The sequence below is a fragment of the Mycobacterium sp. genome (assembly GCF_035633495.1).
Taxonomy (GTDB): Bacteria; Actinomycetota; Actinomycetes; order Mycobacteriales; family Mycobacteriaceae; genus Mycobacterium.
Map to the genome: position 1 here is coordinate 38,408 of NZ_DASQEU010000058.1, position 24,801 is coordinate 63,208.

Here is a 24,801-nt window from a genome sequence, read left to right on the forward strand (position 1 = left end):
ACTTCGGCACGCCCCTAACGATGCGGCGATCCACTGCGCCATCGCGTTGGTCGTCAGCATCCTCGCGGTGCCGTTCTGTGTGCAGGTGCTGGTGCACACCCTGGGTCTCGACGCGCTCAAGTCGGACATCGATCCCTTGACGGATCTACCGAACCGGCGGGCCTTCCAACGATCGGTCCGCTTGCTGGCGGCCGAGTCGAGCCGGGACAGTGCGGTCCACTTCACGGGCGTGATGGTCGACTTGGACGACTTGGACGACTTCAAGCGGGTCAACGACACCGCAGGGCACGCGGCGGGCGATCAGACGTTGATCGCGGTGGGCGACATCCTCCGCCACATTCGGCGCGGGGACTCGGTCGTCGCGCGAATCGGTGGCGAAGAGTTCGTGGTCGCCGTGTCGGGCGACCGCCGAGACGCCGTCGGACTCGCCGAGCGGATACGCCGTGAGATCGCCCAGGCCCCGTCGCGGGTCACCGCCAGCATCGGCGTGGCGAGCGCATCGCTGTTCCGGGTGGTCGCACGCGAAATTAACATGCACGTCGATCATCTGGTCGAATCGGCGGACCGGGCGATGTACAGGGCCAAGCGTTCGGGCGGTGATCGCGTTCACGTGGTCGGCCACCCCAGCGAGTCCTACGTCGAGAAGCCGATGGCGAGCAACACCACCGCCACGAGGGGCAGTGCACCCTGGATCACTGCCGAACGCGCCTTGTCGGGGGCAGACGAAAACAGCACTGCGGCGGCGGCCAGCATCGATCCGACGCCGGCGAACAGCAGCGCCGCGCCGACGCGGGTGCCGCCCGAGATCGTGAACGCAATGCCCACCACGGTCACGACCGCCAAGAAGAGGTTGTAGAAGCCCTGGTTGAAAGCCAACAGCTTGGTGGTCTCGGCTTCCTCGGGCGTGGTGCCGAACGTCGCGCGCGTGCGCGCGGACGTCCACTGGAACGACTCGAGTACCCAGATGTAGACGTGCAGGGCGGCAGCCAACGCCGCGAATATCAAACCGGCAGTGGTCATTTCACGCTCTCCGTCGACGCTACTCGAACAAGCCCTGTTGCCCCAGGCCAGCCACACCGCTGGGTGGCGTCATGCCAAGATGCGTCCACGCCTGGCCGGTGGCCACCCGGCCGCGCGGGGTGCGGGCGATCATCCCTGCGCGCACCAGGAAAGGTTCGCACACCTCTTCGACGGTCGTGGCCTCTTCGCCCACGGCTACCGCAAGGGTCGACACACCGACCGGACCGCCGCCGAAACTGCGGGTGAGCGCGGAGAGCACTGCCCGGTCCAGGCGGTCGAGACCCAGCTCGTCGACGTCGTAGACCGCGAGTGCGGACTTCGCGATGTCGCGGGTGACGACGCCGTCAGCGCGCACCTCGGCATAGTCGCGGACGCGGCGCAGCAGACGGTTGGCGATGCGCGGCGTGCCGCGCGAGCGCCGGGCGATCTCGGCAGCGGCGTCCGCTCCGACCTCTATGCCGAGGATTCCCGCCGAGCGGGCCAGTACCCGTTCCAGTTCGGCGGGTTCGTAGAAGTCCATGTGGGCGGTGAACCCGAAGCGGTCGCGAAGCGGACCAGTCAGAGCCCCGGATCTGGTCGTCGCCCCGACGAGGGTGAACGGCGCGACCTCCAGGGGAATCGACGTCGCCCCGGGACCCTTCCCGACGAAGACGTCGACGCGGAAGTCCTCCATGGCGAGGTACAGCATCTCCTCGGCTGGTCGGGCGATGCGGTGGATCTCGTCGATGAACAACACGTCGTGTTCGACCAGGTTGGACAGCATGGCAGCCAGATCCCCGGCGCGCTCGAGGGCGGGACCCGAGGTGAGCCGCAGCGACGTCCCGAGTTCGGCGGCGATGATCATGGCCAGTGACGTCTTGCCGAGCCCGGGCGGGCCGGACAGCAGGATGTGATCTGGTGTGCCACCGCGGTTCTTGGCCCCTTCGAGGACCAGCTGAAGTTGCTCGCGCACCCGCGGTTGGCCGATGAACTCCTTGAGCGAGCGGGGACGCAGGCTGGCGTCGACGTCGCCCTCACCCACCGTCAGTGCCGCCGACACCTCGCGATCGGTGGTGTCGTCCTGCTCGTCGTCGTCGAAGCGGCCCATACGTGCTTACTTCTTCCCCAGCATCGACAGCGCGGCCCGCAGCGCACTCGACGTCGTCGCCTCGGAGTCCTCCGCGAGGACCTTGTCAGCGGCCTCCTCGGCTTGCTTGGCCGCAAAGCCAAGTCCGACAAGGGCTTCCACGACCAGGCCGCGTACCGCGTGCCCACCGACCACCCCGCTCGTGCCGGACGAGACCGTGGAGCCGATCTTGTCCCTCAGCTCGAGGACCAAGCGCTCGGCACCGCGCTTGCCGATGCCCGGCACACGGGTGAGCGCGGTGACGTCGCCGTCGGCAAGCGCCTGACGAAGGGTTTTGGCGTCGTACACGGAGAGGGTGGCCAGCCCGATCTTCGGGCCTACGCCGGAGACCGAGAGCAGCGTGGTGAACAGGTCGCGCGATTCTGCGTCGGCGAACCCGTACAGCGTCATCGAGTCCTCGCGGACGATCATCGCGGTGATGAGCCGGGCCTCCGTGCCGCGCCGCAGCGTCGCCAACGTCGTCGGCGTCGTCATTACCTTGTAGCCGACGCCCGCCGCCTCGATCACGGCGTGGTCGAGGGCGATGTCGAGCACCTCACCGCGCACCGACGCGATCACGTCGCCGCCTTGAGTTTGGCCCGGTACTTGCGGCGCTGCTCGGCGGCCATGGCCTCGGCCTCGGCCATCCGGGCGATCATCGGCGCCCGCCAACAGTGGCAGATGGCCAGCGCCAAGGCGTCCGCGGCATCGGCCGGCGTCGGTTTGGTCTGCAGCGCAAGGATTCTGGTGACCATCTCGGTGACCTGAGCCTTGTCGGCGCGACCGTTGCCCGTCACGGCGGCCTTCACCTCGCTGGGGGTGTGGAAGTGCACGTCGATGTCACGCCTGGCGGCGGCGAGGGCGATGACACCGCCCGCCTGCGCGGTGCCCATGGCGGTGTTCGCGTTCTGGTTGGCGAACACCCGCTCGATCGCGAGCACGTCCGGATGGTGCGTGTCCAGCCAATGCTCGACGGTGTCGCTGATGATGAGCAAGCGCTTGTGTAGTGACTGGTCCGAGGGAGTCCGGACGACGTCGACGTCCAACGCGATCACCTGACGACCACGGCCGCTTTCGATGATTGACAGTCCGCATCGCGTCAGCCCAGGATCGACGCCCATCACCCGCACGTTGGCTCCTCAGTCCCGAACAGTTGTTCGATACCTTAATGGCCCGCGGTGACGTCGCCGGGTAGGGACACGCCCGTCAGTGCCGTTCCCCGGTAACGCGGCGCGAGAGCTCTTCCCATCGCGAGCAACGGTTCGACGTCGCGCAGGCTCCGCGACAGCACGAACGCGCCTTCGAGTCCACCGATGAGCGCGACCGTGACATCGCGGGCGGTGCGAAATGGCAGCCCACGGGAGACGAAGTACGCGGTGCCGCCGTCGAGCCAGCCGGTGAAGATGGCCGTCGGCCCCGATCGTCTCATAGGGGGCTCGGTCTAATGACAGGATTCTGGCCGCTGAGCCCGTTGATCATGGGATTGGACGGTCTCGCGGCGGTCTGACCGGCAAGATCCACCTGGTGGTGGACGGGCGCGGGCTGCCGTTGGGCGTGATCCTGACGCCCGGCCAGGGACAACCCGCAGCTGCTACCGGCGCAGGACGCGATCCGGGTCCCCCGCCAGGGTCCGGGCCGACCACGTAGCCGACCTGACGAGGTGCTGGCCCACCAGCCGTACTCCCACCCCTCGACCCGCGCCGCGCTGCGCTCCCGCGGGATCCGGTTCACCTCAGCGGAGCGCAGCGACCAACTGGCCCGGCGAGCCGCTCGTGGCTCCACGGGCGGGCGCCCCCCGCGCTTCGACGCCGAGACCTACAAGGGCCGCAACGTCGTCGAACGCTGCTTCAACCGGCTCAAGCAATGGCGCGGCATCGCCACCCGCTACGACAAGACCGCCCGCAACCACCGCGGCGGCCTCCTGCTGACCTCGCTGATCCTCTGCACCCGAGACCAAGATTCAGGAGTCTCCTAGTCGCCGCGGTTGATGAGCGAGAGCAAGCGCTTGGGAGCCACCCGCGCCCCGATCTGCGAGACACGTCCAAGCCCGATCGGGATCTCGTCCTTACCTGCGTCCAGGCCCCGCATGGCCCGGTCGAGGAAGCGTTCCAACGGCATGGCCATGGGGGGCGCTGATGGCATGTCGCGGTGCAGTGGCGTGTCGACGACCGGAGGGATGATCTCGACGACCTGGACGGTCGACCCGGCCAGCTGCCGTCGCAGGCTCACCGTGAAGGAATGGACCGCGGCCTTCGTCGCGGAGTAGACGGGGGCCTTGGCATACGGCACGAACCCGAGACCTGAGCCGACGTGGACCACGCGCGAACGAGGAGCCCGACGTAGCAGCGGAAGTGCCGCCGCGGTGACGTTGATGAGCCCGGCGAAGTTGGTGGCGATCTCGGAGGCGATGTCGGCGGGTCCGGGCGGCTCGGCGGCAGTGAAGTCGAGCAGCCGCTGAATCCCCGCATTGTTGACGAGTGTGGTCAGATGCGGGGCTCCCGCCGCCACGTCCGCCAGCCCTCGTGTGACGGACTCCGGGTCGGCGACGTCCATCACGACCACAGACATCCCGGGATGTCGAGCCGCCACCGACTCCAGCCGTGCCCGGTCCCGGCCCGAGATGATGACGCGGGCCCCCCGCGCATGAAGGCGCGCGGCGATACCCGCGCCGATGCCCGAGCTGGCTCCGGTGACGAGGACCACCCCGTCCACGACGCGCTGCGCCACTTCGTCGACCTCCTTTCAGGACGTCAGAACGTCAGGCCAGGGACCCGGCGACAATCTGCCAGGCCAGAGCGGACTTCGCCGCCAGGCTCAGCACCAGGTAGACCGACTCCCCGAAGCCGTAGTCGCGCCACGGGCCGATCTGCCGGTACTGCAGCCACTGGTTGACCGCGAAGCTCATGAAGAACGCGAACAGCGAGAAGAAGATGACGTAGACGAACGTCGGGACGTAGCCGGAGCCGACCAGGTTGACGGTGATCGCCACCCAGGGAGCCGCGCCGGCCACACAACCGAACCAGAACGGTGCGAGGTCGGCGGGTCGGCGCCCCGGGGGGTTGCTGCGCTCCTGCACCCAGCCGAACAGGATCATCGCGACGTTGGCGCCGATGATCGCGATGATCGCGCTCACCTGGGTGATGCCCGCGTACATGGCGACCAGGACGACCATGATGGTCGAGCTCAGGCTGTACTCCAGCCACCGGAATGGGTTGACGCCCCGCGCCAGGCTGCGTTCGTAGGTGCCGCGGAGCACCACACCGGTCAGCAGGTGGTCCAGCGCCGCGAGCGCCAGGAAGACTGCGATGGCCGGTCCGATCTGAACCGCGAACGCCGGCTCCGCCTGCGGCACCGCCGTACCCGGTGGGCCGGCCGGGTAGGCCGTGGTCAGGTCGATGACGAAGTCGCTGGCGATGACGAACACGGCGACGGCCTGGGCGGCGTGCAGCACGGTCAGGGCGATGTTCCAGGTCCGCAGACGGCGAAGCCGGGGCGCCGCCAGGTCGTGCATGGCAGCACCGTCGGACGCCGGTCGTTCGTCGAGGGGTGTGGCATGGTCGGAGGGGGTCGACATGACTCAACCTTTACAGATTGTAAGGCAACTCGCAAGGGGTTGTTCAGCCCAGGGAGGCCGACGTGGACACCGTTCCACCGACCGCTCGCGACCGCATCATGGTCGCCGCGGTCGAGCTGGCCGGACAGGACGGCGTCCACCGGGTCACCATGTCCGCAGTCGCGGCGCGGGCGAAGGTGTCACGTCCCACCCTGTACGGCTACTTCCCCGACGTCGCCCACGTGCTGCAGGCCTGGGTGGACCGCGAGGTGTCGCAGGTGCAGGCCCGGTTGCAGGACGTGCTGGACACCGACGCCGACCCGATCGAGGTGCTCTCGGCCTACATCGACCTGCAGCTGGAGTACTTCGCCGATTCACCGACTCGCGCCCTGATCACGGTGGCCGCCCTGGGATCACCGCCGCAGTCCGTCGCGCGCCACATCGAGGTCTTCCAGACGGACGTCCGAGGACTGCTGGTGGACCTGCAGACGCGTGCCCGACTGCGCCCGGAGGTGGACGTCGACCTGCTGGCAGGACTGGTGGTCGCCGGCATCACCGCGGTGGCACCGCACGTGGTGAGCAGGCGGCTGACCGCGCTCGAGGCGCGCGAGGGCTTGCTCGGCCTGCTGCTGCACGGGGCACTGCCGGGCGATCGCGGCTGATCGTCCGGTCGGCCCGCGACGCCGCGTCGCAGCCGCCCGGTGCGGCGATGGCCCGGTCGACCGCGGCTCGCGCCAGTCGCATGGCGCGACCTCTGACGGCACCGTGCTCGACGACCGTGACCTGAGGCGGGTAGGCCGTCGCGACGGGCAGGGCTGCTCGGCCGTCGTTTCGGTGTCCGCGGCGACCAGCGCCTCGTTGCGCCGGACCGACCGCTGTAGCCGTTCGCGCGCGCGTCCACGGAGCTCGAGCAGGCCATCTATGCGCCCGATCGGCATGCGCACAGCTTGGCCGACCTGACCGGTGGCATGGCGCGCTACGTCGACGATGCCCACGTGCTGATCATGCTCGACCAGCCCGAGCAGACCGCCCGCCAGATCGGCGCCTTCCTCGAGTCGCGATAGTTTGGAAGGGTGACCGTCCTCGACTCCCCCATCCCACGGTTCCATCTGGCCATACCCGTCGACGACCTCGACGCGGCACGCCACTTCTACGGCACGGTGCTGGGACTGCCGCAGGGCCGCAGCGCAAAATCGTGGGTCGACTGGAACCTGCAGGGGCATCAGCTCGTCACCCATCTGGCCTCAAGCGGATCCACGCTCGCACTCAATCCGGTCGACGGCCACGACGTCCCTGTGCCGCACTTCGGCCTGTTGCTCGACGTCGCCGAGTTTCACCGGCTCGCCGAGCGGCTACGCAGCAGCGGCACAGAGTTCGTCATCGAGCCCTACCTGCGCTTCGAGAGCCAGGCTGGCGAACAGTGGACCATGTTCCTGCTCGATCCCGCCGGAAATGCCTTGGAGTTCAAGGCCTTCGCGGATGATTCCCAGGTGTTCGCAATCGACGGGAGACAGTGATGCGCGTCGTCATCGCAGGCGGGCACGGCAAGATCGCGCTCATCCTCGAGAAGTTGCTCGCCGACCGTGGCGACTCGGTGGCAGGGCTGATCCGAAACCCCGACCAGAGTGCGGATCTGCGGCGCGCGGGCGCCGAGGCCGTCGTCCTCGACCTGGAGAATTCCTCGGTGGATCGGGTCGCCGGCCTGCTCGCGAATGCCGACGCGGTGGTATTCGCGGCGGGCGCGGGCCCGGGCAGCGGGATCGACAGGAAGAGGACCGTCGATCGCGACGCCGCGATCCTGCTCGCCGATGCCGCCGAAGCGGCGGGAGTGAGCCGCTACCTGATGGTCTCCGCGATGGGTGCCGACGACCGGTCACCGCAGGACGTGGGTGACCCGGTGTTCGCGGCCTATCTCAAGGCCAAGGCGGCAGCCGACGATGCGATCCGAGCACTGAGCGGTCTGAACTCCACGATCGTGCGGCCTGGAGCGCTCACCGACGACGCGGGCACGGGGCGGGTGCGCGTCGCCAAGTCGACCGGGCGCGGGAGCATCCCGCGTGCCGATGTGGCGGCAGTGTTGGTCGCACTCCTCGACGCACCGGCCACCGGTGGGGTGACGTTCGAGCTGATCTCGGGCGACACCCCGATCGACGACGCGGTGTCCCCGCTCGGACGCTAGTCCTCGTCGAGCTGGGCGGCGACTTCGTCCGAGATGTCCACGTTGGTCCAGACATCCTGCACGTCGTCGCTGTCTTCGAGGGCATCGACCAGCTTGAGCACCTTGCGCGCACCCTCGAGGTCGACGGGCACCGACACTGACGGCTGGAAGCTGGCCTCGGCGGACTCGTAGTCGATGCGCGCATCCTGCAACGCGGTTCGGACGGCGACCAGGTCGGTGGGTTCGGAGATCACCTCGAAGCTGTCACCAAGGTCGTTGACGTCGTCGGCCCCCGCCTCTAGCACGGCGCTGAGCACGTCGTCCTCGGACAGACCGTTCTTCTCCAGCGTGACGACGCCCTTGCGAGTGAACAGATAGGACACCGAACCGGGATCGGCCATGTTGCCGCCGTTGCGCGTCATCGCGATGCGCACCTCGCTGGCAGCGCGGTTGCGGTTGTCGGTGAGGCACTCGATCAGCACGGCGACGCCGTTCGGTCCGTAGCCCTCGTAGGTGATGGGCTGCCAGTCCGCGCCGCCCGCCTCTTCACCACCACCGCGCTTGCGGGCGCGTTCGATGTTGTCGTTGGGTACCGAGGTCTTCTTGGCCTTCTGGATGGCGTCGTACAGCGTCGGGTTGCCCGACGGGTCACCGCCGCCGGTCCGGGCCGCGACCTCGATGTTCTTGATCAGCCTGGCGAATTCCTTGCCGCGGCGCGCGTCCTTGACGGCCTTCTGGTGCTTGGTGGTGGCCCACTTGGAATGGCCGCTCATGCAGGTACTGCTCGCTTTCGTTCAACTCCGAAGTCTGATCGTCGAGTCTACGTGGAGGGTAGTCCCCCGAGGTCGCCCTCGATGTAGTGCTGCAGATTCGGGGCGATGGCCGCGACGATCTCGTCATCACTCATGGAAGCGACCGGCTCGATCCTCCACACGTAGCGCATCATCGCCAGGCCCATGATCTGTGAGGAGATCAGGCCACTGCGCACCATACGTTCATGCTCGTCAGCACCGAGCTGCGAAACCCCGATCAGGCTGCGTTCGACGACGAGGCGCAGCTTCTCGCGCGTCGTCGGTTCGTGCGCGGCAGTGAGAAGCACTGCTCGCAGGAAGGGACCGATCTCCTCGTCGGCCCAGGCGCCCAACATCAGCCGCAACAAGGCGGTGCCCAGCTCGGACGGTGGCGCCGTCCAGGTCTTGGCGACACCTTCAAGCCAGCGCTGCGGCGGCGTGGTCGCCGCGTCGAGCAGGGCTTCCTTGGAGCCGTAGTAGTGATACACCAGCGCGGGGTCGACGTCGGCCGTCCGGGCTACGGCGCGCATCGTCGTTCCGGCCCAACCGGTTTCGGCGAAGGCATCGCGGCCGGCGGCCAGAATCCGGGCCGACAGCACGCCCCTCTCGTCGCGGGGTCCGGGCGGCGTCTTCTTCGGCATGCGTCGAGGATAGCAATAGTTTCACCTTGCGTTGAGACTAGTCTCAACGTACCGTGAGACTCATGACGCGCAATCAATTGAACGGACCGCAGACGACGGGCCGCGACTACCGCAATCTAAGTGCGGCCGAGCACCGCAGCCACCGGGAGAACAACGTCGGGATCACCGTCCGCGACGGCGTCACGCTGCTCGCCGACGTGTTCCGCCCGGACACTGACGGACGGTTCCCCGCACTCATCGCCGCATCGCCCTATCCGCGCCAGATTCAGAATCTCGGCGCCCCGATGGGGTTCATCGAGGCCGGCGTCACCGACTTCTGGGTCCCCCGCGGCTACGTCCACGTGATTGCGAACGTGCGCGGTACGTGCGGATCGGGTGGGACGTTCGGCTTCTTCGATGAACGAGAACGCCAGGACATGTACGACCTCGTCGAGTGGGCCGCTGCACAACCGTGGTGCGACGGCAATGTCGGCATGATCGGCATCAGCTACTTCGCGATGACCCAACTCGAGGCCGCCGTCGAACGCCCGCCCCACCTCAAGGCGATCTTTCCGGTCGCGGTCACCGCCGATCTGTACGAGGCTGCCACCCACCACGGGCTGGTCAGCTCGTCGTTCGTCACGCCGTTCCTGTCGATGGCGGGCATGACGTCGGACCGCAGCGACGGGTTCTGGCGCAGCCGGCCCGTCGAAATGGCCCGCAAGGTGCTCAACACGCCGCCGCTGCATCGCAAGTTCGGCACCATGAACGGCGAGGCAGCAGTGACCATGTTGCGTCAACTGCTCAAGCTCCCCCACGACCCCCATCCGTGGGACGACCTGTGGCTCGACGTCACCGTCAAACACCCCACCCGTGACGAATGGTGGGACGAAAGGAATCTCACACCGCTGTTGAGCCGCATCGACATTCCCGTCTACCTGGGGTGCGACTGGGAGAACGTGCCCCTGCACCTGCCGTCGACGTTCGCGGCGTGGAAGGCGTTGGCGGACAACCCGAACGTTCGAGTGGCGATGCTCGGCCAGTACGGCCTGACCTGGCCGTGGGAAAGCCTTCACACCGAGGCGCTGGCCTGGTTCGACCACTGGCTCAAGGGTCGGGAGACCGGAATCATGGATGGTCCACCGATCCGTTACGTGCTGCCGGGCACCGAGGACTGGCATACCGCCGACCAGTGGCCGCCCGCGGGAACGTCACTGTCGGAGTGGGCGCTGCGCGCCGACGGCACGCTCGACGGCGATGAGGGCACCCCTGGTGCACGGGAGTTGATGGCGCTCGGCGGCGGTCTTGGCCGCCTGAAGCCCAGCGCCATCGACGCGCCTGCGATGCTGACCTGGACCAGTTCACCGGTGACCACGCCGATGGATGTCGTCGGCGACATCGAGCTGCGGTTGATCGCGTCGACCACCGCCCTCGACACGGCCTGGATCGCGACCCTGGAGCACGTCGCTGCCGACGGCTCCGCGTCCGACGTGACCGCGGGGTGGCTGCGCGCCAGCCTTCGCGAGGTCGACGAAGACGCCAGCCGGCCAGGCGCGCCGGTGCTACGGTGCCGGACGGCGGAAGCAGTGCCCATCGGCGAGGACGTCGAGTACCGAATTCCCATGGTGGCCAACGCCCGTCGCTTCGAGGCTGGAGATCGCATCCGACTGACCATCACCAGCGACGATCAGAATCCCGAGACGCCTGCCATCATGAACTTCCGGCACGCCAGTGTCGGCACCAGCAGCCTCAACACGATTCGCTCGTCGTCACGGCTACTGCTCCCCACGCTCCCCTCACCCGCGATTTCGGCGCGAATACGTTCGATCAGCGACAGTTAGCGCGCCGAAACCGCTACAGCGAGTCGACGAAGAGGCGGTGCACGCGACGATCGCCCGTCATCTCTGGGTGAAACGCCGTCGCCAACGTCCTGCCCTGGCGCACCGCGACCGGATGCCCGGCGGCGCGCGCCAACACCTCGACCGACGGCCCGACGCGCTCGACCCACGGCGCACGGATGAACACCGCGTGCACGCCGCCGGGGAGCCCTTCGAACTCGATGTCACCCTCGAACGAATCGACCTGCCTGCCAAACGCATTGCGCCGCACGGTCATGTCGATACCGCCCAGTGGCAACGCCTCCCGGCCGGGGACGCCGGCGTCGACGATCTCGGTCGCCAGCAGGATCATGCCCGCGCACGACCCATAGGCCGGCATGCCGTCCGCCAGTCGCGCGCGCAACGGGTCCAGCAACTCGAACTCACGCAGCAGCTTGCTCATGGCCGTCGATTCCCCGCCGGGAATCACCAGGGCGTCCACGGAGTCCAACTCGGCACGCCGTCGCACGGTGACGGCCTCGGCACCGGCTTCGGTCAGTGCCGCCATATGTTCCCGGGTATCTCCCTGAAGTGCGAGGACACCGACGCGTGCCGTCACTTGGCGGGCGGGGTGAAGTCGCGCTGGTAGCGGGTTAGGCCCTCCTGCATCACCGACGCCACCATCTCGCCGTACTGATTGAAGAGCTTGCCCTCCGTCAGTGCCCTGCCGCCGCAGGCCGACGGAGAAGCCTGGTCGTACAGCAGCCACTCGTCGGCGCGGAACGGTCGCATGAACCACATGGCGTGATCCAGCGACGCCACCATCAGGTGCTTGCGCTCGTCGGGGTAATTGACCTGTGCCGAACCCAACAGCGTGAGATCGCTGAGGTAGGCCAACGCACAGATGTGCAGCACCGGGTCGTCGGGAAGCGGGTCGGTGTGGCGGAACCACACCTGCTGTTGAGATGCCTTGCCGGGCAGCACCGCGACCTGCTCGCGAGGGACGATGCGGACGTCCCATTCCGCGAACTGGGCGAACCCGGCGTCGTCGAAGGCACCACCGGATCGGAAGCTGGGCAGGTCGTCGGGCGGCGGCGCCGAAGGCATGACGTCCTGGTGCTCGATGCCGCTCTGATCGGTCTGGAACGACGCCGACATCGAGAAGATCGTCTCGCCGTGCTGCACCGCGTTGACCCGCCGCGTGGCGAACGAGCCACCGTCGCGGAGCCGTTCCACCAGATACACCGTCGGCGCCCTGGCGTCACCGGGCCGCAGGAAGTAGCCGTGCAGCGAGTGCACCTGATAACGCGGGTCAACGGTACGCACCGCCGAGACCAACGACTGGCCTGCCACGTGACCGCCGAACGTTCGCTGCAGGAAACCGGATTCCGGGCTGAAGACACCACCGCGGTAGATGTTGACCTCGAGTTGCTCGAGATCGAGGATCTCTTCGATCGACATGTGCCCGTTTCTTACCAGCCGCGCTCGGCGAGCCGGTGAGGCTGCGCGATCTCCTCCACGTTGATTCCGACCATGGCCTCCCCCAGCCCGCGCGACACCTTGGCCAGCACGTCGGGGTCGTCGTAGAAGGTCGTGGCCTTGACGATGGCGGCGCCACGCTCCTCGGGGTTGCCCGACTTGAAGATGCCCGATCCCACGAATACGCCTTCGGCACCGAGCTGCATCATCATCGCGGCGTCGGCCGGGGTGGCGATACCGCCCGCCGTGAACAACGTCACGGGCAACTTGCCCGCCCGCGCCACCTCGACCACGAGATCGTAGGGCGCCTGCAATTCCTTTGCGGCGACGAACAACTCGTCCTCCGACAGCGAGGTCAACCGGCGGATCTCGCCACCGATCTTGCGCATGTGGGTGGTCGCATTGGAGACGTCCCCGGTGCCCGCCTCGCCCTTGGAGCGAATCATGGCGGCACCCTCGCTGATGCGACGCAGTGCCTCGCCCAGGTTGGTGGCGCCGCAGACGAACGGCACCGTGAACTTCCACTTGTCGATGTGGTTGGCGTAGTCGGCGGGCGTGAGCACCTCGGACTCGTCCACGTAGTCGACGCCGAGGCTCTGCAGGATCTGCGCTTCAACGAAGTGACCGATGCGCGCCTTGGCCATCACCGGGATGGTCACCGCGGAGATGATGCCCTCGATCATGTCGGGGTCGCTCATCCGCGACACACCGCCTTGAGCGCGGATGTCGGCGGGCACGCGCTCGAGTGCCATCACGGCAACGGCCCCGGCACTCTCGGCGATGCGGGCCTGCTCGGGTGTGACGACGTCCATGATGACGCCGCCCTTGAGCATCTCGGCCATGCCGCGCTTGACACGTGCGGTGCCAGTCAGCGGGGTATCGGGGGAATCCACGTCAATCTCCTCCAAATCAGTACGGATCCAGTCTAGTGGCCGGGCCAAATCGATGTGATCCGCAGCTTGTCCCGACGACTAGCGAATCGATTGCAACTCCCGGGCCGGCCCAGTGGACCCAGGGGCGACCAGCGCGTTGGCCTCGGCAAGGAGCTCGCCGAGCTGCAACGGGTAGACCGTCTCGCCGCCGTCCACCAGCGCCGCGATGGTGGCCTCGTCACACCAACGGTGCCCGTGGATGGTGCGGTTCTCCAACGAGGTGAAGCCGGCCGTCGACGGTTCGAACCGCAACGTCCGGTAGACGAAGAACATCTCCGCGCTGCGGATCACCGAGCCGTTGAAGTCGAAGACGGCCTCGCGCTTCCACACCGGTCCGACGAGATCGGCTCTGCTGACGCGCAAACCCGTCTCCTCTGCCAGCTCGCGAACGGCCGCATCGGGAAGCGTCTCGCCCGGCTCCACGGCGCCACCCACGGTGAACCACCACCGCGGTGCGGTATCGCTCGCCGGATCGGATCCACAGAACAGCAACACGTATCCGAGCTCGTCGAGCAGGACGACGCGGGCGGACGTGCGTTTGTAGACCTGCTGGCCGACGGAGCGTTGCGCAGCCCGTTCGGCGATTTCGAAATAGCTGGGCATCGGCGCAGTTCCGCCGAGGTGCAGCCAGCGGACCAGGGGTCGTTCACGCAGGGCAAGGGTGTCGCGCACGGCGTCGTTGTGAAAGCGGCGACCCAGCAGCACGCGCGCCTCCGCATCCGCCATCTCCGCGACCAACGCCACCGGCAGCGACGCGGGATCCACCGCGGCGAGTGCGGTCGACAGCTCGTTCTCGGCTGCCTCGCGCGCAGTGCGCGGGGCCCGCTCGGCGGCGTCGGCCAGCGCGGCCAGCCGCCTGCCCGCGGCACCGTTGCCGTAGGCATCGGTGGCGACGGCGCGGGCGACGACGGCGCGCCGCGCCAGGATGCCGTCGAGCGCCTGCCAGGAGAGGTCGTATCGGACGTGCAGGCGGTCCAGTCGATGGGCCGTCTGGAACGACCAGATTCCGCCGATCAACAGCACCGCCGCCAGGACTACGAGCCCCACGACCACGATCCACGTGATCACGCCATCTCTCCTGCGGCTTCCCTGTCGTCGGCCTGCCGGCTCGCGCGCGTCGCCTTCTTGCCCTTACTCGAGGGTCGCCGGGGCACGGCCGATGGTCGGGCGCCTGCCGTGCCCGCCACGCGAACCTTGGCGCCCGCACCCGCGACCGTCTCGTACACGCGCAGGATCTCACGCGCCACCACGGACCAGTCGTACTTGCGCACTGCCTTGGTCGCCGCCTCTACGTACCGCCGGCGGGCGACGTCGTCACCAAGCACCTCGATCAGTGCGGCAGCCAGCGCGGCGGAGTCGTCGACCGGCACCAGCCGACCTGCGGAGCCGTCTTCGAGCACCCGGCGGAAGGCATCGAGGTCGCTCGCCACCACCGCCGTTCCAGCCGCCATCGCCTCCACGAGGACGATGCCGAAGCTCTCCCCTCCGGTGTTCGGCGCGCAGTACACGTCGGCGCTGGCCATCGCCGACGCCTTCTCGGCGTCGTCCACCAGACCGAGGAAGCGCAGGTGTGAGGCCAGGTCGCCGGCCTCGGACATCAACTCCTCCTCGTCACCGCGGCCGACGACGAGCACCTCGACGTCGGGAAAGGACTCGACCAGCTCGGGTAGCGCGCCCAGAAGGACGGCCATGCCCTTGCGGGGTTCGTCGAACCGGCCGAGGAACAGCACCGACCTGCCGGGCCTCGGGTAACCGTCCAGCGTGGGCGCCGACGCGAACGACTCGACGTCGACGCCGTTGGGGATCTCTACGGCGTCGGAGCCCAGCGCCTCCATCTGCCAGCGCCTGGCCAGGTCGGAGACCGCGATCCGGCCGACGATCTTCTCGTGCCAGGGCCGGAGAATGCCCTGAAAGACACTGAGCGTCAACGACTTCGTGGTCGACGTGTGGAACGTCGCGACGATCGGCCCCTCCGCGATCATCAAGGCCAGCATCGACAGGCTGGGCGCGTTCGGCTCGTGGATGTGCAGCACGTCGAAGTCACCCTCGATGAGCCACTTCTTGACCTTGCGGTGAGTGGCCGGACCGAACCGCAGCCGTGCCACGGAGCCGTTGTACGGGATGGGGACCGCCTTGCCACCGGATACGACGTAGTCGGGCAACTGTGCCTCCGGCGACGACGGCGCCAGGACGCTGACGTCGTGCCCGTAGCTGCGCATCACCTCGGCGAGCTGCAGAACGTGCGCCTGCACGCCGCCCGGTACGTCGAACGAGTACGGACACACCATCCCGATCCGCATCAGCTCGATCCCCCCCCGACTTCATCCAGCCGGGCGCGGCGCTCGTCCGACAGGTCGGCGATCCACTGGGGCTGCAGCATGTGCCAGTCGGCGGGATGGGCTGCGATGTTCGTGCCGAACCGGTCGGCCAGCGACTGGGTGATGGTGGCGACGTCTCCCGACGAGGTGTCCAGCCGCGGGCTGATGGCGGTCGCCGCGATGTCGGGTTCGTAGTACGAGTGCGCGGGCAGCAGCGCGGCGCCCGTCGCCAGAGCCAACTTGGCTGGCCCCGCGGGCAGCATCGTCGGCTCGCCGAACAGGTTCACCCGCACGCCCGACTTGGTGAGGTCGCGGTCGGACATCAGGCAGACGAGACCGTTTCCGCGGAGCCGCTCAGCCATGATGTCGAACGGTGGCCGGGAACCACCGGTCAGCGGAAGCACCTCGAATCCCAGGCTCTCGCGATAGTCGAGGAATCTCTTGTACAACGACTCGGGCTTGAGCCGTTCGGCGACCGTGGCGAATCGGCCGTGGGTATTGGTCAACCACACCCCTGACATGTCCCAGTTGCCGCTGTGCGGCACCGCCAGGATCGCACCGCGGCCTGCATCCAATGCCGCGGCCACGTGCTCGCCTCCGAGGGCCGCCTCGTCGAGTCGACGGGCCAGTACCTGGTGATTCATCGACGGCAACCGAAACGCCTCCCGCCAATAGCGTGCGTAGGAGGCCAGCGAAGCACGAATCAGGCTGCCTGGCACGTCGGCGGGCGCTACGCCGAGTACCCGAGCGAGGTTCTTGCGCAGCTGTTCTGGTCCACCGCCGCGCGATGCGTACATAGCGCCCGCCTCGAAGGCGTTGCGGGCGGCGAACTCTGGCATCGCGCGCACCACTCGCCAACCCGCGGCGTAACCGAGGTCGGACAGTTGGCCACCGAGGGGAAGCCGAAATCCGCGCACGCTCGGCAGACCCGCCGACGGCGTGCTCACGGCCCGCTCGCTTCCTCTTCGGAATCGTTGGGCGGCTGCGGCTTGGTCTCCATCGGATCGGTCGCGCCCGGCGAGGTGCGGACCGAGTGCAGCCGCTGCCCCAGCGTGACGAGGCTGGCCAGCGCCAACGCCCACATCGCCACGGGCAGCAACCACGGCACGTGCAGGAACGAGACTCCCGAAAGTCCTGAGCCGAGGAGGACGATGATCAGCCGCTCCGGCCGTTCGATGAACCCGCCGTCGCCCTTGAGCCCGTTGGCCTCGGCCCTGGCCTTGATGTAGGAGATCACCTGCGAGGTGACCAGCGAGATCATCGTCGCGACCGCCAGCGAGGCGCTGTGCATCCCGAAGGCGGCCCACCACAGCAGGCCGCAGAAGACGGCACCGTCCGCGATTCGGTCGCACGTCGCGTCCAGCACGCCGCCGAAGGGCGTGCTGAACCCGCGCTCGCGCGCCATCGCCCCGTCGAGCATGTCCGCGAGGACGAACACGAACACCGCGAAGGCGCCCCACCAGAGTTGCCCGATCGGGAACAGCGTGAGCGCCGCGATCACCGTTCCCGCTGTCCCGATGATGGTGATGCTGTCCGGGGTGAGTCCCATGCGCAGCGAGGCCTTCGCCACCGGACGGCTCAGCTTGGCGTACGCCGCCCGCGTCATCAGGTAGAAGTCGCTCACGTTTGCGCCACCCACTCCGTCGCCAGCAGCTGGCGGGTGTCACGCAGCAACTGTGGGATCACCTTCGAGTCGCCGATGATGGTGATGAAGTTCGCGTCACCGCCCCAACGCGGCACGACGTGCATGTGCAGGTGCTCGGCCAGACTCCCGCCCGCCGAGTGCCCCAGGTTCAGCCCGACGTTGAAGCCGTGTGGCCGGGAGACGGCCTTGATCACCCGGATCGACTTCTGCGCGAACGCCATCAGCTCGGCGCTCTCCGCGTCGGTGAGGTCTTCGAGTTCCGAGACCCTCCGGTACGGGACCACCATGAGGTGTCCGGGGTTGTACGGGTACAGGTTCAGCACGGCGTAGACGAGTTCGCCGCGCGCAACGACCAGCCCGTCCTCGTCCGACATCGTCGGGATGTCGCTGAACGGTTCCGACGACGCCGCCGACCCGCCATCCACCTTGGCCTCGGCGATGTAGTTCATCCGATGCGGCGTCCACAGCCTCTGCAGGTGATCGGGATCGCCGATACCCCGGTCGGTGATCGTGTTCTCCGGATCCACCGTCACACCGTGACCAGTTCTGCTGTGGGAGCAGCGTTCTCGCGTCGGGTGATCCAGTCCACGATGGCATCGACGGCAGCGTCGCGCGGAATGCCGTTGATCTGGGTGCGGTCACCGAACCGGAAGCTCACCGCGCCCGCTTCGACGTCGCGGTCACCCGCGAGCAGCATGAACGGCACCTTCTGGTTGGTCTGGTGGACGATCTTCTTGGCCATCCGGTCGTCACTGGCGTCGACGTCGACGCGAATGCCGCGTGCCTTCAGTTGCGCGGCAACGTCTTCGAGGTGCGGAATGTGCGCGTCGGCCACGGGTATGCCGACCACCTGAACCGGCGCCAGCCACGCGGGGAAGGCACCGGCGTAATGCTCGGTCAGGATGCCGAAGAACCGCTCGATCGACCCGAAAAGGGCGCGGTGGATCATCACCGGGCGCTGGCGGCTGCCGTCGGCTGCCGTGTATTCCAGCTCGAACCGCTCGGGGAAGTTGAAGTCCAGCTGGATCGTGGACATCTGCCAACTGCGGCCGAGCGCATCCCTGGCCTGTACCGAGATCTTCGGCCCGTAGAACGCGGCGCCGCCGGGATCGGGCATCAGCTCGAGGCCCGATTCGGCGGCCACCTCGGCGAGCGTGTTGGTGGCCTCTTCCCAGATCTCTTCCGAGCCGACGAACTTCTTCGGGTCCTTGGTGGACAGCTCGAGGTAGAAGTCGTCCAAGCCATAGTCGCCGAGCAGGTCGATGATGAACCGCAGCAGAGAGGTGAGCTCACCGCGCATCTGGTCGCGGGTGCAGAAGATGTGGGCGTCGTCCATCGTCAGGCCGCGGACTCGCGTCAAACCATGCACGACGCCGGACTTCTCGTAGCGGTAGACGGACCCGAATTCGAAGGCTCGCAAAGGAAGTTCGCGATATGACCGCCCGCGAGCCCGGAAGATCAGGCAGTGCATCGGGCAGTTCATCGGCTTCAGGTAATAATCTTGACCCGGCTTGCGCACCGAGCCGTACTCGTCGTACTCGGCATCGATGTGCATCGGGGGGAACATCCCGTCGGCGTACCAGTCCAGGTGCCCCGAGGTGTTGAACAACTGCGCCTTGGTGATGTGCGGAGTGTTGACGAACTCGTACCCCGCCTCGATGTGTTTGCGGCGTGAGTAGTCCTCGAGCTCTCGCCGGATGATCCCGCCCTTGGGATGGAAGACCGGCAGGCCCGAACCGATTTCGTCGGGAAAGCTGAATAGGTCCAATTCGGCACCGAGCTTGCGATGGTCGCGACGGGTCGCTTCTTCGAGCAGTTCGACATGACGGTCGAGGGCTTCCTGCGACTCCCATGCGGTGCCGTAGATGCGCTGCAGGCTGGCGTTCTCCTGGTCACCGCGCCAGTACGCGGCCGAACTGCGGGTCAGCTTGAACGCGGGAATGTACCTGGTGGTCGGAATGTGCGGACCGCGGCACAGGTCGCCCCAGATGCGTTCGCGGGTGCGCGGATTGAGGTTGTCGTATGCCGTCAGCTCGTCGCCGCCGACCTCCATGACGTCGGGATCGCCGGACTTGTCGTCGACGAGCTCCAGCTTGTACGGCTCGTCGGCGAGATCTTCGCGCGCCTCGTCCTTCGACTGGTAGACGCGGCGGTCGAACAGTTGGCCGTCCTTGACGATCTGGCGCATGCGCTTCTCGAGCGCGGCCAGGTCCTCGGGGGTGAACGCGCGCGAAACTTCGAAGTCGTAGTAGAAGCCGTCCGTGATGGGCGGGCCGATGCCCAGCTTCGCCTCGGGGAACAGGCCCTGGACCGCCTGGGCGAGCACGTGCGCCGCCGAGTGGCGGATGACGCTGCGGCCGTCTTCGGTGTCGGCGGCGACGGGCGTCACCTCGACGTCGGCGTCCGGCGTCCAGGACAGATCCCGCAGCCGGCCCTCGGCATCCCGCACGACGACGATCGCGTTGGGCGCCCCCCGGCTCGGGAGTTCGGCGTCGCGAATCGCCGCGCCCGCGGTGGTCCCGGCAGCGACCCGGATCGGGGCTGCTGGGGCGAGGCTTGCGGCGGCGGTCATCGGTGGGTCTCCTCATCGAGGGTTGCGGGTGCGCGGAACGCGACCATGGTATCGGTGCTGGTGTTCAAGACCCCAAGCCGATGGGGCTCATCAACCACGGCTGCTCGACACCCGCCAGACCCGCGGCGAAGCTGAGCGCCCCCAGCAACCACAAGGTCGCCGCCACGACCGCCGCGGTCAGCGCGAAGCCGAGCACCTTCACCCACAGGCCCTGAGACTTGAACCACTCCATGAACCGGTCGTAGCGCTCCCGCGCGTACTTCAGGAGTCGGTGCGCCCACTCGAACTCGGTGGCCAGGATCGCCAGCCCGACGAACACGATGGCCCAACCGGGTCCCGGGTACGGGATGGCGAGGATCCCGAGGCCCAGCACGGCCAGGCCCACGACGCCGACGACGAGGCGGTAGGTGAGATCGGCCGTCTTCCGTTCACGCAGTCGGTCCCGCCACCGCGCCCATCGCCGCTTGACGTCGCTGAGTTTGCTCATGGCTGCCCCGGCAGCAGCTTGAGGAACAACGCCTGGGCCTCGCACAGCACGTCGTCCCCGTCCAGCAGACGCCCCGCGACGAAGATCTTGCGGCCCTCGATCCCGTCGATGCCCGCGTCCACCTGCAACTCCTTGTCGATGGGGACGATCTTGCGATAGTCGACGTGCAGGAACGCCGTCCGCTGCCTTCGACTCTCGCTCAGTTTGTAGGCCGTGAACCCCAACAGCGAATCGAACAGGTGCGCCAGCGAACCACCGTGCACGGCACCGTTGCGCCCGAGGTGGTAACGACGAAAGCGCGTGGTTCCGCGAATGCGGCCGTCGTCGCCGACGGTCAGGTCCACCTGTATCGACAGAATGCTGCCGCGGTTGGGCAGGTCCATCCGTCGGCCCGACGGTGAGTGCCACTCGTCGGCGTCGTGGGGGGCGAGCAGTCGATTCACGTCTTCGACCAGGTCGGCGGCCCGAGTGACGACGTCGTCGGGCGCGTCCGCGCCTCGGGTCAGGTCCTGCAGGGTGCGGACGGCCTCGACGAATCTCCCGTAGTCGGGTCCGCCGCGGGTCGTCGGCACCGGCGGGTTGAATCCGCCGCCGGACTGCGGTTCGGGGTCGGTGGACACCCGCCCACCGTATTGCCTGAGCAGTTGCCGGCACCCGTCGGTCCCGCGGCCGAGCGTCTAACCGTCGGCGTCCCGCAATGCGTCGAACTCCTCGTCGGAGAGTGTGACTTCGGCCGCGGAAACGTTCTCGTCGAGGTGCGCGACGCGCGACGTGCCGGGTATCGGCAGCATCACCGGGGACCGCTTCAGCAGCCAGGCCACGGCCAGTTGAGACGGCTTGACGTGGTGCTCCGCGGCGATGCGGTGCAGCGGACCACCGTCGGCGACGAGCGGTCCCGAGCCCAGCGGCGCCCACGGTATGAACGCGATGTTCTGCGCTTGGCAGGCATCGAGCAGCGGTTCGGCCTTCCGCTCTGCCATGTTGTACCGGTTCTGTACGGAGGCGATCGACGTGACCTTCTGCGCGGCCGTCAACTGTTCGACGCTGATCTCGGACAGTCCGATGTGGCGGATCTTGCCCTCGCGCTGCAACGCCGCGAGCTCGCCGATCTGATCCTCCGCGGGGAACTTGGGGTCGATGCGGTGCAACTGGAACAGGTCGATGCGGTCGGTGCCCAGCCGACGCAGGCTCATCTCGACCTCCTGGCGCAGGTACGCGGGGAAGCCGAGCGGTGTCCACTGGTCCTCCCCGGTCCGCAGGAGCCCGGCCTTAGTGGCGATGACGACGCCATCCCGATAGGGATGCAGCGCCTCGCGGATCAACTCCTCGGCCACGTAGGGCCCGTACGAGTTCGCGGTGTCGAAGAAGTCGATGCCGAGTTCGACGGCGCGGCGTAGGACGCGAACGGCTTCGTCGTGGTCTTCGGGCGGGCCCCAGATGCCCTTGCCGGTGAGGCGCATGGTCCCGAAGCCGAGTCGGTGGACGGTCAGGTCGCCGCCGAGAGTGAACGTTCCGGATGCTTGCGCGATGGGCTGGGTGGTCACGGTTTCGACCGTACGCCGGGACTGGCATGGTGAACCGGTGAGACTGAGCGACCTCGCCGAACTTCCGTTCACCTATCCCGAGATCGGTGCGACTGCCGGGCCGCCGCCGGACGGCTACCGCCATCTGCATGCGTCGGCGGTCATCGGCCACGGGCGAACCCGTTTCGAGGAGGCGGCCGCCGAGGTGATGCGGTGGGGCATGCTCCGCGGCGCCGGGCTGCACGTCGATGCGACGGCGGACGTGGCGGCCGTCGGTTCCGAGGTGATCGTGGGACTCGGCCCGCTGCGGGCGCCGTGCCGCGTCGTGTACGTCATCGACGAACCGAACCGGCGGGGTTTCGCCTACGGCACCCTGCCGGGCCACGCCGAGACCGGCGAGGAACTGTTCGCCGTCCGCTACGACCCGATCGGTGACGCGGTGTACGCCGAGATCAGCGCGTTCTCCCGTCACGGCACGTGGTGGAGCAAGCTGGCCGGACCCATCACCACGCTGGCGCAGCGTCTGGTGAGCAAGCGCTACCTGCGGGCGCTGTAGCCACGTCGAGGATCGCGGAAAGTCAAGCACCCATCGGGCGTACGGCGAAATCAGCGTCGAAGGGGGCGTGACCGAAAGGTGGGCCCACTGTCCTTCCGGTGAGTGACTTACGGCTCTGACCAGAACCGACCTTCGTCAAGCAACGTGCTATCAGGACTGGTTTGGCACTTGTCCTGAAGGAGTGAGGTAATTGCCGTCATCGGCGTCTACGACGACGGCCCATCATGGTCTCCCCGCGCACGAAGTGGTGCTGCTGATGGAGACCGATCCGCACCGGGGAGCGTCAGTTCCTGAAGCGGCCAAACGACTAAAGCGCTTCGGGCCCAACACATTACCGCTGACCGCCGGCACCGGTTTGCTAGTGCGTGTAGTTCGGCAGTTTCACCACCCGCTGATCTACGTTCTGCTTGTCGCCGGCGTCATCACGGCAGGTCTGCAGGAATTCGTCGACTCGGCGGTGATCTTCGGCGTGGTTGTCGTCGACGCCGTCGTGGGTTTCATTCAGGAGTCCAAGGCCGAGGCCGCACTTGACAGTTTGCGATCCATGGTGCGCACCGACGCCAAGGTGGTGCGGGACGGCCACGAGCACACCGTGCCACCTGAGGAGCTAGTCCCTGGCGATCTGGTGCTAATTGAGGCTGGCGACAAGGTGCCCGCCGATGTGCGACTGGTGCGGGGGACCGAACTGCGAGTGGACGAGTCTGAGCTCACCGGAGAATCGGAACAAATCCACGGGGACGAAGTGGTGTTGCCAGCCGCCACCCCGGTGGCCGACCGCCGCAACATGGCGTATTCCGGCACGTTGGTGACCGGAGGTAGCGGTGCCTGCATCGTCGTTGCTACTGGCGCCGAGACAGAGCTCGGTGAAATTTATCGCCTCATGGGTTCCGCGGAGGTTCTCGCGACACCGTTGACCGCGAAGCTATCGCGGTTCAGCAAGACGTTGACCATCGCGATCCTGGGTCTGGCGGCGGTCACCTTCGGGGTGGGGCTGATGCGCCGACAGGATGCGGTTGAGACGTTCACCGCCGCGGTCGCGCTGGCGGTCGGCGTGGCCCGAATGGCGAAGCGCCAAGCGGTCGTTCGGCGTCTGCCTGCGGTGGAGACGCTAGGTAGCACGACGGTCATCTGCGCCGACAAGACCGGAACGCTGACTGAGAACCAGATGACCGTCCAGGCGATCTGGACCCAAGACGGCATCATCGAGGCGACCGGAAACGGCTATGCCCTCAACGGCGCCCTCTGCGATGCCCACGGTGCGCAGGTGTCGCTGAATTCCGATGCGGCGATGCGTTGGTCACTGCTTGCCGGGGCATGTTGCAACGGAGCGGCGCTTGCCCACGACGGCGGGCGGTGGGACGTCGTGGGCGACCCGACAGAGGGCGCAATGCTCGCCGTCGCCGCGAAGGCCGGTCTCGCACAAAAACGACTCGCCGCAAGCCTGCCCCGGGTAGCGACCATCCCGTTCAGCTCCGAACGCCAGTACATGGCGACGCTGCATCGCGACGGCGAGGGTGGGCACATCGTTCTGGTCAAGGGCGCGCGCGTCGAAGCCCAGGTCGCCGCCTACAAGTTGGTGAATCTGCGGGTCAATGCCGCAATGTCCAAGGGAGCGCTCGAAATGGGTGAGGCGTCCGCTGCCAAGGTGTTCGGCACCGAACTCACCCAGAAGGTCGCAGGCGAGCTCATCGAGATCCTCGACCGCAACGGCGCCCGCTCGGGCCCCGAGGCTCCGCTTCGTGGCGCTCTCGACCTCGCAGTGCGGACCGCGGAGCTCAACACGTTCGGCGGCGGCGCCAACGAGATCCAACGCACCATCATTGCCATGGCGGGGCTCGGCATGCCGCGCGAGCCTCGTCCCGCCAGCATCTGACGACCCCGAAAGGATTGCCGCCGTGGACTTCACGTTCAGCGAAGACCAGATCGCGATCGGCAGGATCGCGCGCGATCTGTTCCACCGACTGGCCGGCCTCGATCGGCTGACGGAACTCGAGGCGGGCGGGATCCGCCACGATCCGACGGTGTGGAAGGCCCTTGCTGACGCCGACCTGTTGGGCATCGCCCTGCCCGAATCGGTCGGTGGCAGCGGCCGCGGATTCCTCGACCTGGCCGTCGTCCTCGCCGAGGTCGGATGGAGCGTCGCTCCGGTACCCGCGTACGCGACCCTGGCTCTGGGTGCCGACACCATCGCCCGCCACGGCGATGCCGAACAGATCCACCGCCAT

The 24,801-nt window shown here is 67.6% G+C and carries 29 protein-coding genes and 1 pseudogene; 9 read left to right on the forward strand and 21 right to left on the reverse strand.

Features of this window, described 5'->3' with window-relative positions; all coding sequences use genetic code 11:
• Positions 1-91: 91 nt before the first annotated feature.
• Positions 92-601: pseudogene (locus VET27_RS09815) on the forward strand (GGDEF domain-containing protein); the annotation flags it as partial.
• A gap of 32 nt (positions 602-633) precedes the next feature.
• Here the strand turns inward: VET27_RS09815 and VET27_RS09820 are convergent.
• From VET27_RS09820 to VET27_RS09840, 5 genes are read right to left on the reverse strand one after another with little or no spacing between them, the layout of a single operon-like run.
• Complete coding sequence (locus tag VET27_RS09820) at positions 634-1,020, reverse strand: DUF1304 domain-containing protein (protein ID WP_526517487.1); 387 nt, start codon at positions 1,018-1,020, stop codon at positions 634-636.
• Positions 1,021-1,039: 19 nt separating this feature from the next.
• Entirely contained in the window at positions 1,040-2,107 is a 1,068-nt protein-coding gene (gene ruvB, locus VET27_RS09825; protein WP_526517489.1) for a Holliday junction branch migration DNA helicase RuvB, read from the reverse strand.
• A gap of 6 nt (positions 2,108-2,113) precedes the next feature.
• Positions 2,114-2,704, reverse strand: a complete 591-nt coding sequence (gene ruvA, locus VET27_RS09830; RefSeq protein WP_526517491.1) for a Holliday junction branch migration protein RuvA — start codon at positions 2,702-2,704, stop codon at positions 2,114-2,116.
• Positions 2,701-3,255, reverse strand: coding sequence for a crossover junction endodeoxyribonuclease RuvC (gene ruvC, locus VET27_RS09835; RefSeq protein ID WP_526517493.1), 555 nt, complete (start codon positions 3,253-3,255; stop codon positions 2,701-2,703). The genes ruvA and ruvC overlap by 4 nt, the downstream gene beginning before the upstream one ends.
• 35 nt (positions 3,256-3,290) lie before the next feature.
• The gene (locus VET27_RS09840) at positions 3,291-3,554 is read right to left on the reverse strand and encodes an LmrA/YxaF family transcription factor (RefSeq protein WP_526517495.1); all 264 of its coding nucleotides are present in this window, start codon (positions 3,552-3,554) and stop codon (positions 3,291-3,293) included.
• A gap of 231 nt (positions 3,555-3,785) precedes the next feature.
• On the opposite strand from VET27_RS09840, the gene VET27_RS09845 reads away from it, so the two are divergent.
• Positions 3,786-4,100 carry a transposase gene (locus tag VET27_RS09845; RefSeq protein ID WP_526517497.1) on the forward strand — a complete coding sequence of 105 codons (315 nt, stop codon included), beginning with the start codon at positions 3,786-3,788 and terminating at the stop codon, positions 4,098-4,100.
• Here VET27_RS09845 and VET27_RS09850 read toward each other — a convergent pair.
• Positions 4,097-4,852: an SDR family oxidoreductase gene (locus VET27_RS09850; RefSeq protein ID WP_526517499.1), complete on the reverse strand. Its 756-nt coding sequence runs from the start codon at positions 4,850-4,852 to the stop codon at positions 4,097-4,099. The genes VET27_RS09845 and VET27_RS09850 overlap by 4 nt on opposite strands.
• A gap of 31 nt (positions 4,853-4,883) precedes the next feature.
• Positions 4,884-5,699, reverse strand: a complete 816-nt coding sequence (gene heR, locus VET27_RS09855) for a heliorhodopsin HeR (RefSeq protein WP_526517501.1) — start codon at positions 5,697-5,699, stop codon at positions 4,884-4,886.
• A gap of 62 nt (positions 5,700-5,761) precedes the next feature.
• Here heR and VET27_RS09860 point away from each other — a divergent pair, with 62 nt between their 5' ends.
• The 3 genes from VET27_RS09860 to VET27_RS09870 all read left to right on the forward strand — a co-directional run bounded on the left by VET27_RS09860 (position 5,762) and on the right by VET27_RS09870 (position 7,857).
• The gene (locus VET27_RS09860) at positions 5,762-6,340 is read left to right on the forward strand and encodes a TetR/AcrR family transcriptional regulator (protein ID WP_526517503.1); all 579 of its coding nucleotides are present in this window, start codon (positions 5,762-5,764) and stop codon (positions 6,338-6,340) included.
• 411 nt (positions 6,341-6,751) lie between these two features.
• Positions 6,752-7,195: a VOC family protein gene (locus VET27_RS09865; protein WP_526517505.1), complete on the forward strand. Its 444-nt coding sequence runs from the start codon at positions 6,752-6,754 to the stop codon at positions 7,193-7,195.
• On the forward strand, positions 7,195-7,857 hold the full coding sequence (locus VET27_RS09870) for an NAD(P)H-binding protein (protein ID WP_526517507.1): 663 nt from the start codon (positions 7,195-7,197) through the stop codon (positions 7,855-7,857). Before VET27_RS09865 ends, VET27_RS09870 begins: the two co-directional genes overlap by 1 nt.
• Here VET27_RS09870 and VET27_RS09875 read toward each other — a convergent pair.
• Together VET27_RS09875 and VET27_RS09880 are read right to left on the reverse strand one after the other, a co-directional pair.
• Positions 7,854-8,609, reverse strand: a complete 756-nt coding sequence (locus tag VET27_RS09875; protein WP_526517509.1) for a YebC/PmpR family DNA-binding transcriptional regulator — start codon at positions 8,607-8,609, stop codon at positions 7,854-7,856. The two genes, VET27_RS09870 and VET27_RS09875, sit on opposite strands and share 4 nt — an antisense overlap.
• A 47-nt stretch (positions 8,610-8,656) precedes the next feature.
• Entirely contained in the window at positions 8,657-9,268 is a 612-nt protein-coding gene (locus tag VET27_RS09880) for a TetR/AcrR family transcriptional regulator (protein WP_526517511.1), read from the reverse strand.
• A 62-nt stretch (positions 9,269-9,330) separates the two neighbouring features.
• Between VET27_RS09880 and VET27_RS09885 the strand changes: the two genes are divergently transcribed.
• On the forward strand, positions 9,331-11,088 hold the full coding sequence (locus VET27_RS09885; protein ID WP_526517513.1) for a CocE/NonD family hydrolase: 1,758 nt from the start codon (positions 9,331-9,333) through the stop codon (positions 11,086-11,088).
• A gap of 13 nt (positions 11,089-11,101) precedes the next feature.
• Here the strand turns inward: VET27_RS09885 and pdxT are convergent, their stop codons facing one another.
• The 12 genes from pdxT to VET27_RS09945 form a co-directional block, all read right to left on the reverse strand.
• Positions 11,102-11,683 (reverse strand): pyridoxal 5'-phosphate synthase glutaminase subunit PdxT, encoded by a 582-nt coding sequence (gene pdxT, locus VET27_RS09890; protein WP_526517515.1) that lies wholly within the window; start codon positions 11,681-11,683, stop codon positions 11,102-11,104.
• Positions 11,680-12,525 (reverse strand): acyl-CoA thioesterase II, encoded by an 846-nt coding sequence (tesB, locus tag VET27_RS09895; RefSeq protein ID WP_526517517.1) that lies wholly within the window; start codon positions 12,523-12,525, stop codon positions 11,680-11,682. The genes pdxT and tesB overlap by 4 nt, the downstream gene beginning before the upstream one ends.
• 11 nt (positions 12,526-12,536) lie before the next feature.
• Positions 12,537-13,436, reverse strand: a complete 900-nt coding sequence (pdxS, locus tag VET27_RS09900; protein ID WP_526517519.1) for a pyridoxal 5'-phosphate synthase lyase subunit PdxS — start codon at positions 13,434-13,436, stop codon at positions 12,537-12,539.
• A gap of 78 nt (positions 13,437-13,514) precedes the next feature.
• The gene (locus tag VET27_RS09905; protein WP_526517560.1) at positions 13,515-14,540 is read right to left on the reverse strand and encodes an NUDIX hydrolase; all 1,026 of its coding nucleotides are present in this window, start codon (positions 14,538-14,540) and stop codon (positions 13,515-13,517) included.
• Positions 14,540-15,775, reverse strand: a complete 1,236-nt coding sequence (locus tag VET27_RS09910; RefSeq protein ID WP_526517521.1) for a glycosyltransferase family 4 protein — start codon at positions 15,773-15,775, stop codon at positions 14,540-14,542. The genes VET27_RS09905 and VET27_RS09910 overlap by 1 nt, the downstream gene beginning before the upstream one ends.
• Positions 15,775-16,740, reverse strand: coding sequence for a phosphatidylinositol mannoside acyltransferase (locus VET27_RS09915; RefSeq protein WP_526517523.1), 966 nt, complete (start codon positions 16,738-16,740; stop codon positions 15,775-15,777). The genes VET27_RS09910 and VET27_RS09915 overlap by 1 nt, the downstream gene beginning before the upstream one ends.
• Positions 16,737-17,417, reverse strand: coding sequence for a phosphatidylinositol phosphate synthase (gene pgsA / locus VET27_RS09920; protein ID WP_526517525.1), 681 nt, complete (start codon positions 17,415-17,417; stop codon positions 16,737-16,739). Before pgsA ends, VET27_RS09915 begins: the two co-directional genes overlap by 4 nt.
• Complete coding sequence (locus VET27_RS09925; RefSeq protein WP_526517527.1) at positions 17,414-17,965, reverse strand: ATP adenylyltransferase; 552 nt, start codon at positions 17,963-17,965, stop codon at positions 17,414-17,416. Before VET27_RS09925 ends, pgsA begins: the two co-directional genes overlap by 4 nt.
• A gap of 2 nt (positions 17,966-17,967) precedes the next feature.
• Positions 17,968-20,010: a threonine--tRNA ligase gene (thrS, locus tag VET27_RS09930; RefSeq protein WP_526517529.1), complete on the reverse strand. Its 2,043-nt coding sequence runs from the start codon at positions 20,008-20,010 to the stop codon at positions 17,968-17,970.
• Between the two features lie 64 nt (positions 20,011-20,074).
• Positions 20,075-20,497: a TIGR02611 family protein gene (locus VET27_RS09935; RefSeq protein ID WP_526517531.1), complete on the reverse strand. Its 423-nt coding sequence runs from the start codon at positions 20,495-20,497 to the stop codon at positions 20,075-20,077.
• Entirely contained in the window at positions 20,494-21,117 is a 624-nt protein-coding gene (locus tag VET27_RS09940) for a PaaI family thioesterase (protein ID WP_526517533.1), read from the reverse strand. The genes VET27_RS09935 and VET27_RS09940 overlap by 4 nt, the downstream gene beginning before the upstream one ends.
• 57 nt (positions 21,118-21,174) lie before the next feature.
• Entirely contained in the window at positions 21,175-22,041 is an 867-nt protein-coding gene (locus VET27_RS09945) for an aldo/keto reductase (protein ID WP_526517536.1), read from the reverse strand.
• Positions 22,042-22,078: 37 nt separating this feature from the next.
• On the opposite strand from VET27_RS09945, the gene VET27_RS09950 reads away from it, so the two are divergent.
• The 3 genes from VET27_RS09950 to VET27_RS09960 form a co-directional block, all read left to right on the forward strand.
• Positions 22,079-22,576 carry a DUF1990 domain-containing protein gene (locus VET27_RS09950; RefSeq protein WP_526517538.1) on the forward strand — a complete coding sequence of 166 codons (498 nt, stop codon included), beginning with the start codon at positions 22,079-22,081 and terminating at the stop codon, positions 22,574-22,576.
• Between the two features lie 190 nt (positions 22,577-22,766).
• Positions 22,767-24,449: an HAD-IC family P-type ATPase gene (locus VET27_RS09955; RefSeq protein ID WP_526517540.1), complete on the forward strand. Its 1,683-nt coding sequence runs from the start codon at positions 22,767-22,769 to the stop codon at positions 24,447-24,449.
• Positions 24,450-24,471: 22 nt separating this feature from the next.
• Positions 24,472-24,801, forward strand: a 330-nt coding sequence (locus VET27_RS09960) for an acyl-CoA dehydrogenase family protein (protein WP_526517542.1), incomplete at its 3' end; no start/stop codon positions are given.

Coding starts and splice junctions, on each gene's coding strand:
- VET27_RS09820 (WP_526517487.1), bottom strand. CDS start 1,020: ATGACCACTGCCGGTTTGATATTCGCGGCGTTGGCTGCCGCCCTGCAC.
- ruvB (WP_526517489.1), bottom strand. CDS start 2,107: ATGGGCCGCTTCGACGACGACGAGCAGGACGACACCACCGATCGCGAG.
- VET27_RS09840 (WP_526517495.1), bottom strand. CDS start 3,554: ATGAGACGATCGGGGCCGACGGCCATCTTCACCGGCTGGCTCGACGGC.
- heR (WP_526517501.1), bottom strand. CDS start 5,699: ATGTCGACCCCCTCCGACCATGCCACACCCCTCGACGAACGACCGGCG.
- VET27_RS09870 (WP_526517507.1), top strand. CDS start 7,195: ATGCGCGTCGTCATCGCAGGCGGGCACGGCAAGATCGCGCTCATCCTC.
- VET27_RS09875 (WP_526517509.1), bottom strand. CDS start 8,609: ATGAGCGGCCATTCCAAGTGGGCCACCACCAAGCACCAGAAGGCCGTC.
- VET27_RS09880 (WP_526517511.1), bottom strand. CDS start 9,268: ATGCCGAAGAAGACGCCGCCCGGACCCCGCGACGAGAGGGGCGTGCTG.
- VET27_RS09885 (WP_526517513.1), top strand. CDS start 9,331: ATGACGCGCAATCAATTGAACGGACCGCAGACGACGGGCCGCGACTAC.
- tesB (WP_526517517.1), bottom strand. CDS start 12,525: ATGTCGATCGAAGAGATCCTCGATCTCGAGCAACTCGAGGTCAACATC.
- VET27_RS09910 (WP_526517521.1), bottom strand. CDS start 15,775: ATGCGGATCGGGATGGTGTGTCCGTACTCGTTCGACGTACCGGGCGGC.
- thrS (WP_526517529.1), bottom strand. CDS start 20,010: ATGACCGCCGCCGCAAGCCTCGCCCCAGCAGCCCCGATCCGGGTCGCT.
- VET27_RS09935 (WP_526517531.1), bottom strand. CDS start 20,497: ATGAGCAAACTCAGCGACGTCAAGCGGCGATGGGCGCGGTGGCGGGAC.